Annotated in this window: 12 protein-coding genes; 5 read left to right on the forward strand and 7 right to left on the reverse strand. The window is 64.0% G+C overall.

What is annotated here, in order from left to right; translation table 11 throughout:
• The first annotated feature begins 299 nt into the window (after positions 1 to 299).
• A complete protein-coding gene (locus I6F37_RS07480; protein ID WP_225113557.1) occupies positions 300 to 1322 on the forward strand; it encodes a hypothetical protein in 1023 nt (340 codons plus the stop codon).
• A 64-nt stretch (positions 1323 to 1386) separates the two neighbouring features.
• Here I6F37_RS07480 and glpX read toward each other — a convergent pair whose 3' ends face one another.
• The 4 genes from glpX to I6F37_RS07500 form a co-directional block, all read right to left on the reverse strand.
• A complete protein-coding gene (glpX, locus tag I6F37_RS07485; RefSeq protein ID WP_036022942.1) occupies positions 1387 to 2388 on the reverse strand; it encodes a class II fructose-bisphosphatase in 1002 nt (333 codons plus the stop codon).
• 144 nt (positions 2389 to 2532) lie between these two features.
• Positions 2533 to 3849 carry a homoserine dehydrogenase gene (locus I6F37_RS07490; protein WP_036022941.1) on the reverse strand — a complete coding sequence of 439 codons (1317 nt, stop codon included), beginning with the start codon at positions 3847 to 3849 and terminating at the stop codon, positions 2533 to 2535.
• 28 nt (positions 3850 to 3877) lie between these two features.
• Entirely contained in the window at positions 3878 to 5098 is a 1221-nt protein-coding gene (locus I6F37_RS07495) for an LL-diaminopimelate aminotransferase (RefSeq protein WP_035999902.1), read from the reverse strand.
• A gap of 228 nt (positions 5099 to 5326) precedes the next feature.
• The gene (locus I6F37_RS07500) at positions 5327 to 5602 is read right to left on the reverse strand and encodes a hypothetical protein (protein WP_035999913.1); all 276 of its coding nucleotides are present in this window, start codon (positions 5600 to 5602) and stop codon (positions 5327 to 5329) included.
• Between the two features lie 254 nt (positions 5603 to 5856).
• Between I6F37_RS07500 and I6F37_RS07505 the strand changes: the two genes are divergently transcribed.
• On the forward strand, positions 5857 to 7665 hold the full coding sequence (locus tag I6F37_RS07505) for an alpha/beta hydrolase (protein WP_225150811.1): 1809 nt from the start codon (positions 5857 to 5859) through the stop codon (positions 7663 to 7665).
• A 121-nt stretch (positions 7666 to 7786) separates the two neighbouring features.
• A complete protein-coding gene (locus I6F37_RS07510; protein WP_225150813.1) occupies positions 7787 to 8185 on the forward strand; it encodes an MAPEG family protein in 399 nt (132 codons plus the stop codon).
• A 116-nt stretch (positions 8186 to 8301) separates the two neighbouring features.
• On the opposite strand, the gene argC is transcribed toward I6F37_RS07510, so the two are convergent.
• Positions 8302 to 9285 carry an N-acetyl-gamma-glutamyl-phosphate reductase gene (gene argC / locus I6F37_RS07515; protein ID WP_036022938.1) on the reverse strand — a complete coding sequence of 328 codons (984 nt, stop codon included), beginning with the start codon at positions 9283 to 9285 and terminating at the stop codon, positions 8302 to 8304.
• Positions 9282 to 9947, reverse strand: coding sequence for an FMN-binding negative transcriptional regulator (locus I6F37_RS07520; RefSeq protein ID WP_225150815.1), 666 nt, complete (start codon positions 9945 to 9947; stop codon positions 9282 to 9284). The genes argC and I6F37_RS07520 overlap by 4 nt, the downstream gene beginning before the upstream one ends.
• Positions 9948 to 10338: 391 nt before the next feature.
• Here I6F37_RS07520 and I6F37_RS07525 point away from each other — a divergent pair, with 391 nt between their 5' ends.
• Complete coding sequence (locus I6F37_RS07525) at positions 10339 to 11334, forward strand: MBL fold metallo-hydrolase (RefSeq protein WP_035999929.1); 996 nt, start codon at positions 10339 to 10341, stop codon at positions 11332 to 11334.
• A gap of 53 nt (positions 11335 to 11387) precedes the next feature.
• Here I6F37_RS07525 and I6F37_RS07530 read toward each other — a convergent pair whose 3' ends face one another.
• Positions 11388 to 11918 (reverse strand): DedA family protein, encoded by a 531-nt coding sequence (locus tag I6F37_RS07530; RefSeq protein WP_035999932.1) that lies wholly within the window; start codon positions 11916 to 11918, stop codon positions 11388 to 11390.
• A gap of 274 nt (positions 11919 to 12192) precedes the next feature.
• On the opposite strand from I6F37_RS07530, the gene parE reads away from it, so the two are divergent.
• Positions 12193 to 14235, forward strand: coding sequence for a DNA topoisomerase IV subunit B (parE, locus tag I6F37_RS07535; RefSeq protein WP_035999934.1), 2043 nt, complete (start codon positions 12193 to 12195; stop codon positions 14233 to 14235).
• Positions 14236 to 14440: the final 205 nt, after the last annotated feature.

A 14440-nucleotide genomic window follows, 5' to 3' on the forward strand; every position in this document is an offset into this window, starting at 1 on the left:
GCCGAGATCGAGGGCTTTAAAGCATGATCCGTTCCATGCAACAATAGCGCTAGTTCGGCGCATCAAGCACGTGAGGGACGAGTTTGGTCGCCTACCTCAACTCGTCGGGGTGAAGCGCACCGGCCATGACAACCGTCTCTGTCGCATACATATTGCTCGAGGATGCCCGCCTCCCGGACGAGGAGGCTTTGATCCAGTTCTTACGCGTTCGTCATGCCGACATACGCTGGAACCGTAGCACCTTCGCACCGAGCGACGGTGCTGACGGTCCCCTGTTCATCCGCGCAGGAGATCATCTCATGACGATCCTCCTGATGCCTGCGCCGATACCTTTCGATCAGCAATTGTGGGAGCGGGCTTCCTGGCTGTGGCCGGAAGCTTTCCACGCCGCTCGACGCCATCGTGCGCACCTCGTGGTCGCGCCGATGGGCTCTGCCGAAGGCAATACGGAAACGAAAGCGCTGGATTTTGCCGAGAATACGTACCTCACGACCGCCTTTGTGGGTGCCGTGGTTGCGGCACTGCCTAATGTTGTCGCCGTCATCTGGGACGGAAAAATCGGCCGTTCCCCCGAGATGTGGCTGGAGCAGTCAAGCCGCGCGTTCGAGGCGTATCCAGATCAGCCGTTCGGATTGTGGATGGACATCGTCCCCTTCCGTTCCGGCAAGACCCTGGGAGCTTATACGCTCGGATTGTCCGCGTTCGCTGGACGAGAGATCGAGTTTGAGGTGGACGGGCTTGACGAACGCACCGTCACCGGCCGGGTTGCCCAGCTCTCGGCATTTCTCATCGCTGCCGACCCCGACGCGAGCTTCAAGAACGGTGAGGTGTTCAAACCGGACTCCGAGATCGACCATCGCGTTGCTGTGCTCCATCGCAAGTCGCGCTTCAACCTTGGGCCGGTCATCTCCTTCTCATCTCTTGATGATCGATCGGGGAGAATCAGGACCTATCCGATCATTCCTCCTTCCATCGCCGGAAATCATCCTCTGCTGATCATGCTGGCAAAGGTTGGGCATTTCGATCCGGCGCATCCAAGAAACAAAATCGGTCTCAAGCCTGATCACTACGTCTCCGAAGTACGCCTGGAGAGCTTCGATGAAGGCCTCGCGCAGGCGCTGTCCCGTATGATTGCAACTGACACCTATGCCGAGGCCGACATAAACGCGCGCAGCGCGCTCGCGCGCGGAGACATGGCGACCGCGAAGTCCATTCTTCAGCCCTGGGCCGATGAGGTTGGGCAGCTCCAGGGGGCCGTCATGCTGGCTCTGATGTTGCGCGACCTGCACATGTTCGCCCCGGCACCGCATCGCAGCCCATAGCAGACAGACGACGGATCCGTCTGCGACCAAAGCGCCGAGCAATCGCGCGCGGATGACCGCGGCCTCAATCCAGATGGAACTTTGCCAGCTCGCGATGCTCGGCCTTGATGTAGCGCACGGTGCCGGTGACGGAGCGCATCACCACCGTCTCGGTCTCGATCACACCGTCCTTGCGGAACTTGACGCCTGAGAGCAGCGAGCCCGTGGTGACGCCGGTGGCGGCGAACAGGCAGTCGCCGCGTGCCATGTCCTCGATGCCGTAGATCATCTTGGGATCGTTGACGCCCATCTTGGCGGCGCGCTCGCGCTTCTCCTCGGAATCGAGGATGAGGCGGCACTGCATCTGGCCGCCGATGCAGCGCAGCGCCACGGCGGCGAGCACGCCTTCCGGTGCACCGCCGGTGCCGAGATACATGTCGACGCCGGTGTTGTCGGGGTCGGCGCAATGGATGACGCCGGCAACGTCGCCGTCGGTGATCAGGCGTACGGCCGCACCGGTCGAGCGCACGCTCGAAATGATGTCGGCATGGCGCGGACGGTCGAGCACGAGAACGGTGATGCCCTCGGGCTTCACGCCCTTGGCCTTGGCGAGGCGGCGGACATTGTCGGCCGGCGAGGCATCGAGATCGACGACGCCCTTGTCGTAGCCGGGGCCGATCGCGAGCTTCTGCATGTAGACGTCGGGGGCGTGCAGCAGCGTGCCGCCGTCAGCCATCGCCATGGTGGCGATCGAGCCCGGCATGTTCTTGGCGCACAGCGTGGTGCCTTCGAGCGGGTCGACCGCGATATCGACCTCGGGACCTGCCTTGAGGCCGACCTGCTCGCCGATATAGAGCATCGGCGCCTCGTCGCGTTCGCCCTCGCCGATCACGATGGTGCCCTGGATCGGCAGCTTGTTGAGCTCGCGCCTCATGGCGTCGACGGCGGCCTGGTCGGCCGCCTTCTCGTTGCCGTGGCCGCGCAACCGCGCCGACGACACCGCCGCCCGCTCCGTCACCCGCACGATCTCCAGCGTGAGAATGCGCTCGAGCAAGGCGTGCGGGGGGACTTCAATATGGGTCGACATCGGCTTACTCCTTCGAAACGTTTGGGACGGAAATCTCCGCCCGCATCAACTCACAACGCCCGGTGTTCGTTCGAACGAACGACCGCCTTATGGCTTGAGCATGACCTTACCGGAAAACCGCTCACACTTTTCCGAGGTCATGCTCTAGTTCTTCTCGATCCGGATCACCTGCGGCCGTCCGCTGATCACCTTGTCCTTCTGCACGGCGGCGAGCGCACGGCGCACGGCATCCTCGTGAGTGGCATAGGTGATCAGGATGACGGGCACCGGGACAGCCTTGCCGTCAGTGGGCGCAGCGCCGCCATTGGGATGACGCTGCACGATCGACTCGATCGAAATCTTCTGCTCGGCAAGCCGCGTCGCGATCGCGGCCGCAGTGCCGGGGAAATCGCGGGCGAGCAGGCGAATGTAATAGCCGCCCTCGTGGCGCTCCATCGGCGCCTTCTTGGTGTCGCGCAGCTGCCCGATCGGCCGGCCGAACGGATTGGCGCGGATGCCGCGCGCGACGTCGGCGATGTCGGCGACGACGGCGGATGCGGTCGCGGCACCGCCCGCGCCGGGGCCGACCAGCGTGATCGGCGGAATGCCTTCGCCATCGATCGTGACCGCATTGGTGACACCCATCACCTGCGCGATCGAGGAGGATTTCGGCACCATGGTCGGATGCACGCGCTGCTCGATGCCCTTGGCGGTGCGAACGGCGACACCGAGCAGTTTGAGCCGATAACCGAGATCGTCGGCGGCGCGAAGATCTTCCGGCGCGATGGAGGAGATGCCTTCGACATACACCGCACTTTGAGCAACTTTCGTGCCGAAAGCGAGGCTGGCGAGAATGGCGAGCTTCTGCGCGGTGTCGTGGCCGTCGACGTCGAAGGACGGATTGGCCTCGGCATAGCCGAGCCGCTGGGCATCCTTGAGGCATTCGGCGAAGGACAGGCCCTCCTGCTCCATCCGGGTCAGGATGTAATTGCAGGTGCCGTTGAGGATGCCGTAGACGCGGTTGACGCCGGTTCCGGCAAGCCCTTCGCGCAACGTCTTGATGACGGGGATCGCGGCGCCGACCGCTGCCTCGAAATTCAGCGCACCGCCGTGCTTTTCAGCCGCCTTGGCCAGCTTGAGGCCGTGCTTGGCGAGCAGCGCTTTGTTGGCTGTGACGACCGACTTGCCGGCACCGAGCGCAGCGTCCACCGCCGACAGCGCGGGATCGCCGGCGCCGCCCATCAGCTCGACGAAGCAATCGACCTCCGGATGCGTGGCGAGCGCGATCGGGTCCTTCGCCCAATCGAAGCCGCGCAGGTCGATGCCGCGCTTCTTCGCCTTCGAACGCGCGGTGACCGCAACCACGCGGATGCCCCGGCCGCTGCGCCCTGCGAGCACGCGCGCCTGTGTTTCGATCAAACGGATAACCTCGGCACCCACGGTGCCGAGCCCCGCTATGCCCACTTTCAGCGGTGCGACCATGATACTTCAGAAAACCTGCAGAAGAGAATTACCGCCGATTGGCGAGAGGAACCACGTTGTGCAACGTTTCGATGCCGCTTTCAAGGAAGCGGCGGACGCCGCGCGCGGCCTGCCTGATCCGTTGCTCGTTTTCCACCATGGCGATGCGGACATATCCTTCACCATGCTCGCCGAAGCCGACGCCGGGCGAGACCGCGACGCCGGATTTCTCCACCAACAGGGTCGCGAACTGCATGCTGCCGACGCTGCGGAAGGCTTCCGGCAGCGGCACCCAGGCGAACATCGAGGCCTCCGGCGCCGGGATTTCCCACCCAGCCCGGCCGAACGATTCCACCAGCGCGTCGCGGCGCTTGCGGTAAGTGTCGCGCATCTCCTTGATGCAATCGTCGGGGCCGTTCAGCGCGGCGGTCGCCGCGACCTGCACCGGCGTGAACGCGCCATAATCGAGATAGGATTTGACGCGGGCGAGCGCGGCGATCACGCGCTCATTGCCGACTGCAAAGCCCATGCGCCAGCCGGCCATCGAATAAGTCTTCGACATCGAGGTGAACTCGACGGTGCAGTCCATCGCGCCCGGCACCTCCAGCACCGAGGGCGGCGGGTTGCTCTCGTCGAAATAGACCTCGGCATAAGCGAGATCGGACAGGATCAGGATCTCGTGCTTCTTCGCGAAGGCGACGAGGTCCTTGTAGAAGTCGAGGCTCGCGACATAGGCGGTCGGGTTCGAGGGATAGCAGACGACGAGCGCGAGCGGCTTGGGGATCGAATGCACGATCGCTCGCTCCGCCGCCTCGAAGAATTGCGGCGTCGGCTCCGACGGCACCGAGCGGATGACGCCGCCCGCCATCAAGAAACCGAAGGCGTGAATCGGGTAGCTCGGGTTCGGACAGAGGATGACGTCGCCCGGCGCGGTGATCGCCTGCGCCACATTGGCGAAACCTTCCTTCGAACCCAGCGTCGCCACGACCTGGGTGTCGGGGTTCAGCTTCACGCCGAAGCGGCGGGCGTAATAGGCGGCCTGGGCCCGGCGCAGCCCGGGGATGCCGCGCGAGGCCGAGTAGCGGTCGGTGCGCGGCTTGCCGAGCGTCTCCTTCAGCTTGTCCAGCACATGCGCCGGCGCCGGCAGGTCCGGATTGCCCATGCCGAGGTCGATGATGTCGGCGCCGGCATTGCGCGCAGCCGCCTTGGCCCGGTTGACCTGCTCGAACACGTAAGGCGGAAGGCGGCGAATGCGGTAAAATTCTTCCATGGCTCTCTGGGCTCCGGGCAACCGGTCAGGACAGAATCGACAGGCCGCGAGGGCCGGCACGAAAGCACTCAGGCTCCATCGCGAAAATTACTCAGAATCAAAGACTTAGAGCAATCGTCGGCAACGAAGATTGAAGTCGTTCGCCCTGACTCCAGGCTGAACCGAGGTCTTTTAGCACGGCAAAGCGGAGGCGCCAGCGATTACCTTGCCGGTCTCGCGGCCACGGGCCTATTTGGCGTCCTTGGCGGCAGCGGCCTGGCGATCGCGCGCGGCGGCGAGCTCGGCCTCGATCTTGGCGCGCTGCTCCAGCGGGATGATCGCCTGATCGCGATCCGGCGGCAGATCGTGCACGGGCAGATAGCTCCCGGGCTCCCTGGTACGCGGCGGCGCATCCGCGGGCGCCAGATCCGCGAGTTGGCTCGAACACCCGCCCAGGGCGAGCGCCGCGATCAGCACCGCGCCGCAGATCGGCAGCGTCTTTTGCAGGTCCCACAACGCCAACACTTGGGAAATCCCCTACTCGTCCCAATGCACGGCCCCGGGGCAAGCTTACCCAAGACCGTGCCCAAGCTCAAACCATTGCTGCCCAAATGGTGCGAGCGAGAAAACAACCGATGCCCAACAAGCCGAGCCGTGCGGCTCCATTGTGACGGAACCAAGAAGATTTGTCGCAGTGCAACACATCTTCGAGAGTGTTTAACGTCAAACATGCGAGCTTCGCGGTGACGAATACGGAATGAATCGTTACTGTTCTGCTCATGAGTATGGCCACGACCGATACGCCGAAACCCGAGACGAAGTTCGACGCCGAAGCCTTTGCGATGAACGTCGCGCGGGCGATGGAGAGCGGCGGCAAGGCGCTCGCCGCCTATCTCAAGCCGCGCGAGAGCGGCGAGGTGCAGGACCGCCCGCCGGCCGAGCTTGCCGAGGTCGTCAAGACGTTCACGTCGGTCGCCGAATATTGGCTGTCGGACACGTCCCGCTCGTCCGATCTCCAGACCAAGCTTGCCAAGGATTATCTCGACCTGTGGGGCTCGGCGGTGCGTCGCATGGCCGGTCAGGACGCCGAGCCCGCGATCGCGCCCTCGCCGCGCGACAAACGCTTTGCCGATCCGGAATGGAAGTCGAACCAGTTCTTCGACTTCGTCATGCAGCTCTATCTGCTCACGACCAAATGGGCGCAGGAGCTGGTGCGCGACGCCGAAGGGCTCGATCCGCACACGCGCCGCAAGGCCGAGTTCTACGTCCAGCAGGTCACCAACGCGCTCTCGCCGTCGAACTTCGTGCTGACCAACCCCGAAGTGCTGCGCGAGACGGTGGCGTCCAGCGGCGAGAACCTCGCGCGCGGCCTGAAGATGCTGGCCGAGGACATCGCCGCCGGCAAGGGCATGCTGAAGATCCGCCAGTCCAACCCGGACAATCTCGCCGTCGGCGTCAACATGGCGACGACGCCGGGCAAGGTGATCTACCAGAACGAGATGATGCAGCTGATCCAGTATTCGCCGACGACGGAGAAGGTGCTGCGCACCCCGCTCCTGATCGTGCCGCCCTGGATCAACAAGTTCTACATCCTCGATCTCAAGCCGGAGAAATCCTACATCAAGTGGTGCGTCGATCAGGGCATCACCGTCTTCGTGATCTCATGGGTCAATCCCGACAAGCGGCTCGGCAACAAGGGCTGGGAAGACTACATGAAGGAAGGCCCGCTCACGGCGATGGACGTGATCGAGAAGATCACCGGCGAGATGAAGGTGCACACCGCCGGCTATTGCGTCGGCGGCACGATGCTCGCGACCACGCTGGCCTGGCTCGCCGAGAAGCGCCGCCAGCGCGTGTCGTCCGCGACGTTCTTCGCGGCCCAGGTCGACTTCACCCATGCCGGCGATCTGCTCGTGTTCGTCGACGAGGAGCAGATCGCCGCGATCGAGCAGGACATGAAGACTGCCGGCGTGCTCGAAGGCTCGAAGATGGCCATGGCCTTCAACATGCTGCGCTCCAACGACCTGATCTGGTCCTACGTGGTCAGCAACTATCTGAAAGGCCAGCAGCCGAGCGCGTTCGACCTGTTGCATTGGAACTCCGATGCGACACGGATGACCCAGGCCAACCATTCCTATTACCTGCGCAATTGCTACCTGGAGAACCGGCTCTCCACCGGCACGATGGCGCTCGACAACACCCTGCTCGATCTCTCCAAGGTGAAGGTGCCGGTCTACAATCTCGCCACCCGCGAGGATCACATCGCGCCCGCGGAATCGGTGCTCTACGGCTCGCAATTCTTCGGCGGCCCGGTGAAATACGTGCTGTCCGGCTCGGGCCACATCGCGGGCGTGGTCAATCCGCCTGCCGCGAACAAGTACCAGTATTGGACCAACGACAACATCAAGAACGTCAGCGTCGCGCAGTGGATGAAGGGCGCCACCGAGCACAAGGGCTCATGGTGGCCGGACTGGCGGGAGTGGCTGGGCGAGCTCGACCCCGAGGAAGTCCCGGCGCGCGTGGTCGGCAGCGACGCATTTCCGCCGATCGAGGACGCGCCCGGCAGCTATGTCAGAGTTCGCGCGTAGCGGAATCCGGCGCGCTTTCGTATAGACTAATTGTTTGAGCATGATCTTTTCGGAAAACCGCTACTCACTTTTCCGGATCATGCTCTAGCCTCAATCCAGCGACGACACAGGGACCGGCACTATGACACGCGAATTGTTCTGGCTGACACTGACGGTGATCCTGACGGGAGTTCTGTGGGTTCCCTACATCATCAACCGCTGCCAGGTTCGCGGTTTGAGCGGTGCCATGGCCAACCCCTCGCGCGGCGACAAGCCGCAGGCGGAGTGGGCCAACCGGCTGATGTTCGCCCATGACAACGCGGTCGAGAACCTCGTCATCTTCGCCCCGCTGGTGCTGATCCTGAACGCGATCGACTATTCCACGAAATGGACGGTGCTCGCCTGCGCCGTCTATTTCTGGTCGCGCATCGCGCACACCATCGTCTATGCGCTCGGAATTCCGGTGTTCCGCACCCTCGCCTTCACCGTCGGCTTCTTCGCCCAGGCCGTGCTGGTGTTGGCGATCTTCGGATTGGTTTGAAGCACTTTCCACGTCATTGCGAGGAGCCCTCGCGACGAAGCAATCCAGACTATTTCCGCGGTGGAAGCTCTGGATTGCTTCGCTTCGCTCGCAATGACGGAGGATAGAGGCCTGCCTCACTCCTCCGGCAGGCCGAGCATCAGCCGCATGTTCTGCACGGCTGCGCCGGATGCCCCCTTGCCGAGATTGTCGAGCCGGGCGACCAATAGCGCCTGGTGATATTTGTCGCTGGCGAAGACGTAGAGCTCGAGCATGTTGGTCTCGTTGAGCGCCTCCGGCTCGAGCCGGCCGCCCTTGCTCGCCTCGTTTTGCAGCGGCATCACCTTGACGTATTTCGAGCCGGCGTAACGTTTTGCCATCGCCGCCTGCAGGTCGGCGCCGCCGGGCTTGCCCGGCAGCGTGTCGAGCTGGAGCGGCACCGAGACCAGCATGCCCTGCCGGTAGTTGCCGACCGAGGGAATGAAGATCGGCCGCCGCGTCAGGTTCGAATAGAGCTGCATCTCCGGCAGATGCTTGTGCTCGAAGCCGAGGCCGTAGAGCTCGAAGGACGGGGCGCTGCCATCCTCGAAGCTTGCGATCATCGACTTGCCACCGCCGGAATAGCCGCTCACCGCGTTGACGGTGACGGGATAATCAGGCGGCAGCAGGCCAGCATCGACGATCGGCCGCAGCAGCGCGATCGCGCCGGTCGGATAGCAGCCGGGATTGGAGACCTTCTTCGCCGCCTTGATCTTGCCGGCCTGGTCAGGCGTGAGCTCCGCAAAGCCGTAAGCCCAGTCCGGCGCGACCCGGTAGGCGGTCGAGGCATCCAGCACCTTGGGCGCGTGAGCCCCCATGCCGTCGACCAGGGCAACGGTTTCCTTGGCGGCATCGTCGGGAAGGCAGAGTATGACGAGATCCACCTCCTCCATCAGCGCCTTCTTGGCCGCGGGATCCTTGCGCTTGTCGTCGGCAATGGTCTTCACCGCGACGTCGCTTTGGAGCTTCAGCCGCTCATTGATGCCGAGGCCGGTGGTACCGGAACCGCCATCGACGAAGACGGTGGCCGGCTTCTTTGCCGCGCTGGTGGCCGGAGCTTTGGTGGTGTCAGCGAGGCTCATGATGCGCTCCCTTCGAGCATGTTCGTGTCGTCTGCAAAAACCTGCGGCCTTGCCTGCCGCATCAATTGTGAGATCCGCTTGGCATCGGCATCGCTGCCGTCAAGCGCATTCGCGATCGCCGCATAATCGGCATCCGACTTGTGCTGGTTCAGCTTGAAGCTGCCTTCGACCTCCTCAACGGTCATGACCAGCCCAACGATCCCTTTCTTCATCGTCTCCAGCCGACCCGCCGTCATCTTGGCCGACGTCCACGGCTTTTTCGGCAGCAGCCAGCTCTCGAACTTGGCGCTGAGCACCTCGAGCTGCACCGCCAGCTCGTCATCCGACAACAGCCGAACCGGCCCGCTCAAATGCACCGACTGGTAGAGCCAAGTCGGAACCTGATCCGGCGAGACGTACCAGTCCGGCGATACATAGGCATCCGGGCCGTTGACCGCGAGCAGCCACGACGCCTCGCCGCCCGCCAGCTTTAGCAGCGGATTGTGACGGGCGAGATGAAAGGCAGCCTGCGGCGTGCCATCTGCGGCATAGGTCAAATAGAACGGCAACGGCGAGGCGATCGGCCGCTTGCCATCGAAGGCGCACATCGTGCCGAAGCCGCGATCCTCGGCGAATTTCAGGCTCGCGGCGCGGTCCTGCTTGAAAAAGGGTGGCGTGTACATCGTGGTCTCCTGCTGGGCCTCCTCGGGGGACCGCCGGATCAGATCGCGCTGACAGGAGAGAGGATGCCGCGGATCGGGTCCAGCGGCAAAGACGATGATCTCAAACGCGATCGACCGCCCAAACCGCTAAGCTGCGGCGGCGGCGACGGGCGAACAGAATGGTCGCGGCGTTGATCATGGCGCGCGGCTATAATGCCCGCTGGTTCCATGGTCAAGAGCAAATCGGTTCAGTGGGACGGCAGGATGCCGCACGCGCGACGGCAGGACGCGCACAGATGTCATCGGCCCGCCGTGGAATTTCCACTAGAAGTAGGGGTTTTCGAGAACGACCGGCGGGACACAACCTCTTCGCCGGCCCCGAGCCGTTCGCACCCAGCCTCAGGACATCACCATGACCGAGATTACTCGTCGCGCAACGCTAGCCGGCGCCGCCGCATCGGCGCTCCTGCCTTTCGTGAAGATTTCGCCCGCGGGCGCCGCCGCGCCGCTGGCCGAGAAGCAGAATGCGAGCTTCTATCGCTACAATGTCGGCACCCACCAGGTCACGGTGGTCTGCGATGGCGTTGCGACCGTCAATCTGACCGACAATTACGCCGCCGGCGCCAGCAAGGATGACATCAACAAAGTGTTCGCCGAGCACCACCTGCCGGCCGACAAGGTCACCCACACCTTCAACCCGGTGGTGGTCAACACCGGACCGAAGCTCGTCGTCATCGATACCGGGCTCGGTCCCGACCAGTTCACGCAGTCGAAGGGCAAGGTCGGCCAATTCCAAAACAATCTCGCCGCCGCCGGCATCGACCGCGCGGCGGTCGATACCGTCATCATCTCCCATTTCCATGGCGACCACATCAACGGCCTGCTGGCGGCCGAGAACAAGCCCGCCTTCCCCAATGCCGAGATCATGGTTCCGGCGGTGGAATGGAAGTTCTGGATGGATGACGGCGAGATGAGCAAGGGGATGGGCAATCCGATCCTCGAGAACAATTTCAAGAACATTCGCCGTGTGTTCGATGCCTTGGGCCGCAAGGTCACACAATATGAGGCCGGCAAGGAGGTCGCGCCCGGTATCACCTCGGTAGCGAGCCCCGGCCACACGCCAGGCCACAATTCCTTCATCGTCGCCTCCGGCGCCGAGAAGGTGCTGGTGCAGGTGGATATCACCGCGGGCGCAGCGTTCCTGTTCGTGAAGCATCCCGAATGGAACATCGCATCCGACGTCGACAAGCCGCTGGCCCAGCAGACGCGCCGCAAGCTCTACGACATGGCGATTGCCGAGAAGATGCCGATCCAGGCCTTCCACGCCGCCTTCCCCGGTCTCGTCCGGGTCGAGAAGGACGGCTCCGGATATCGCTGGATCCCCGCGATCTGGAACGCATCGCTGTAGGCTTGCTTAGAAGGCTTGGCCTGACGCCCTGACCGGGCGGCCCCGTTGCCCGGTCAGATCACCCGCCAGATCCACTCCATGATCTTGGCGAGCACGTCGCCGAACAGCAGGAGCACGGCCGACCAGATCAGGGCCGAGACGAAGTTTGCAGCCTGGAAGGTCCAATAGGGCATCTCGAAGATGCCGGCCGCGAGCGGCACCGAGGCGCGCAGGGGTCCGAAGAAGCGCCCGATGAAGATGCTGGGGACGCCCCAGCTGCGCACGAAAGCCTCGCCTCTGGGGAGCAGTCCCGGATAGCGCGAGAGCGGCCACATCTCGGCGACCTTCTCCTTGTAGCGATAGCCGAACCAGTAGGAGACCCAGTCACCCAGCGCCGCGCCGAGGGCGCCGGCAATCCAGACCGGAAAAAAGTTGATGCCGCTGACCCCGATCAGCGCACCGATTGCCACCAGCGCGCCCCAGGCCGGGACCAGCAGCGAGATGAAGGCGAGCGACTCTCCGAAGGCCAGCACGAACACGATTGGCGCTGCCCAAGCCTGGTGAACGCGCACGAAGTCAGTGAGGGCGTGCGCAAACTGCTCCATCCAAAATAGCCTTCCCGCCCCGTCTCAAGGTGCTGCTCGATGAAAAGGACTGGTAAGCCAAGGACTTGTGTGACATCAAGTCACAAAACCCAGACATCACCAAGCCGGCACGTCAAATTGCCGGGAAATGGCGAGGCTGCGGCGTAAAATCGCCCGGATTCGCTCCCAACCCACAGCGCCCAGTCCGCCCTACGGTAACCTTTCCAAGTCAGAAGTGGCATAGTCGGCTTAACCGATTCGCCGCTTCTGCGGCCCTCAAAACCCATCAAGATATATGTCCAAGCAGTTGAAGCCAAAAGCAAAAGACGATTTCTTCGGCGGTGACGAGCCGAAGCCCCGCACAGCCGTCAAGGCGGCGCCGCGCAGTGGGGGGGAAGCCGATTACACGGCAGCCGACATCGAGGTGCTCGAGGGGCTGGAACCGGTGCGGCGCCGGCCCGGCATGTATATCGGCGGCACCGACGAGAAGGCGCTGCATCATCTGTTCGCCGAAGTCATCGACAACTCGATGGACGAGGCGTTGGCCGGGCATGCGACCTTCATCGGAGTCGAGCTGAGTGCGGACGGTTTCCTGACCGTCACCGACAACGGCCGCGGCATCCCGATCGATCCGCATCCGAAATTCCCGAAGAAGTCGGCGCTCGAAGTCATCATGTGCACGCTGCATTCGGGCGGCAAGTTCGACAGCAAGGTCTATGAGACCTCGGGCGGTCTGCATGGCGTCGGCATCTCCGTGGTGAACGCCCTCTCCTCGCGTCTCGAAGTCGAGGTCGCGCGCAGCCAGAAGCTCTACCGCATGACCTTCGAGCGCGGCCATCCCAAGGGCAAGCTCGAGGACCTCGGCAAGGTCAACAACCGCCGCGGCACGCGCGTGCGCTTCAAGCCCGACACCGACATCTTCGGGCAGAAGGCCGCGTTCAAGCCGCAGCGCCTGTTCAAGATGACGCGCTCGAAGGCCTACCTGTTCGGCGGCGTCGAAATCCGCTGGAACTGCGCGCCCGAGCTGCTCAAAGGCGTAGAGGACGTGCCGGCGGAAGCGACGTTCCACTTCCCGGGCGGCCTCAAGGACTATCTCGCTGCCGCGATCCACGCCGACACGCTGGTGCATCCGGACATCTTCTCCGGCAAGTCGGGACGCAACGGCGCGCACGGCGCCTGCGAATGGGCGGTGGCCTGGACCGCGGATGCCGACGGCTTCCTTTCCTCCTACACCAACACCGTGCCGACGCCCGACGGCGGCACCCACGAATCCGGCCTGCGCAGCGCGCTGCTGCGCGGCTTGAAGGATCACGCCGAGCGCGTCGGCCAGGGCAAGCGCGCCGCCTCCGTCACCTCGGAAGACGTGATGGTGGGCGCCGCCGTGATGCTTTCGGTGTTCGTGCGCGAGCCCGAATTCCAGGGCCAGACCAAGGATCGCCTCGCCACCGCCGAAGCGCAACGCATCGTCGAGCAGGCGATGAAGGACCCGTTCGACCATTGGCTGTCGGGCAATCCGAACATGGCCAACCGGCTGCTCGACTTCGTCATCGACCGCGCCGAGGAGCGGCTGCGGCGGCGGCAGGAGAAGGAGACCGCACGCAAGACGGCCGGCAAGAAGCTGCGCCTGCCCGGCAAGCTCGCCGACTGCACCGATGCCGGCACCGAGGGCTCGGAGCTGTTCATCGTCGAGGGCGACTCGGCCGGCGGCAGCGCCAAGCAGGCGCGCGACCGCAAGACCCAGGCCGTGCTGCCGCTGCGCGGCAAGATCCTCAACGTCGCCTCCGCCGGCAAGGACAAGCTGACGGCGAATGCGCAGCTCTCCGACCTCGTGCAGGCGATCGGCTGCGGCACGCTCGCGCAATATCGCGAGGAGGATCTGCGCTATCAGCGCATCATCATCATGACCGACGCCGACGTCGACGGCGCCCACATCGCCTCGCTCCTGATCACCTTCTTCTATCGCCAGATGCCGCGGCTGATCGACGAAGGCCATCTCTTCCTCGCGGTGCCGCCGCTCTACAAGCTGACCCACGGCTCCAAGTCGGTCTACGCCCGCGACGACGCGCACAAGGAGGCGCTGCTCAAGAGCGCGTTCAACGCCAACGCCAAGGTCGAGGTGAACCGCTTCAAAGGGCTCGGCGAGATGATGCCGGCGCAGCTCAAGGAGACCACCATGGACCCGGCCAGGCGGACGCTGCTCAAGGTGGTGCTGCTGGCCGACGACCGCGACACCACGGCGGATTCGGTCGAGCGGCTGATGGGCACCAAGGCCGAGGCGCGCTTTGCCTTCATCTCGGACAAGGCCGAGTTTGCCAGCGACGAGCTGCTGGACGTTTGAGGCGGCAACCAAACCGGCTGCACGCCAACACAGCCCCGGCCCAAAGCCGGGGCTGTGTCTTTGGGGCAGCGGCCGCCGTTTCGGACCAGTTTGCCTTGTGTGCTGCCGGGATCTTCGTTGCTTTCCGGATTCGTCTCGCGGCGACTCGGCCAGCGACTCAGCGGATGCTGCGGCCGGGAGCAGGATTGCCTCCGTCCCGGACAAA

It is taken from the genome of Bradyrhizobium sp. NBAIM08 (genome assembly GCF_020193935.1).
In the GTDB taxonomy this organism is placed as follows: domain Bacteria; phylum Pseudomonadota; class Alphaproteobacteria; order Rhizobiales; family Xanthobacteraceae; genus Bradyrhizobium; species Bradyrhizobium yuanmingense.

What these genes read in the sequence shown, in the direction of transcription:
- I6F37_RS07490 (WP_036022941.1), bottom strand. Translation starts at nt 3,849, where the DNA reads ATGGTCGCACCGCTGAAAGTGGGCATAGCGGGGCTCGGCACCGTGGGT.
- I6F37_RS07480 (WP_225113557.1), top strand. Translation starts at nt 300, where the DNA reads ATGACGATCCTCCTGATGCCTGCGCCGATACCTTTCGATCAGCAATTG.
- glpX (WP_036022942.1), bottom strand. Translation starts at nt 2,388, where the DNA reads ATGTCGACCCATATTGAAGTCCCCCCGCACGCCTTGCTCGAGCGCATT.
- parE (WP_035999934.1), top strand. Translation starts at nt 12,193, where the DNA reads ATGTCCAAGCAGTTGAAGCCAAAAGCAAAAGACGATTTCTTCGGCGGT.
- I6F37_RS07530 (WP_035999932.1), bottom strand. Translation starts at nt 11,918, where the DNA reads ATGGAGCAGTTTGCGCACGCCCTCACTGACTTCGTGCGCGTTCACCAG.
- argC (WP_036022938.1), bottom strand. Translation starts at nt 9,285, where the DNA reads ATGAGCCTCGCTGACACCACCAAAGCTCCGGCCACCAGCGCGGCAAAG.
- I6F37_RS07510 (WP_225150813.1), top strand. Translation starts at nt 7,787, where the DNA reads ATGACACGCGAATTGTTCTGGCTGACACTGACGGTGATCCTGACGGGA.
- I6F37_RS07495 (WP_035999902.1), bottom strand. Translation starts at nt 5,098, where the DNA reads ATGGAAGAATTTTACCGCATTCGCCGCCTTCCGCCTTACGTGTTCGAG.
- I6F37_RS07520 (WP_225150815.1), bottom strand. Translation starts at nt 9,947, where the DNA reads ATGTACACGCCACCCTTTTTCAAGCAGGACCGCGCCGCGAGCCTGAAA.
- I6F37_RS07525 (WP_035999929.1), top strand. Translation starts at nt 10,339, where the DNA reads ATGACCGAGATTACTCGTCGCGCAACGCTAGCCGGCGCCGCCGCATCG.
- I6F37_RS07505 (WP_225150811.1), top strand. Translation starts at nt 5,857, where the DNA reads ATGAGTATGGCCACGACCGATACGCCGAAACCCGAGACGAAGTTCGAC.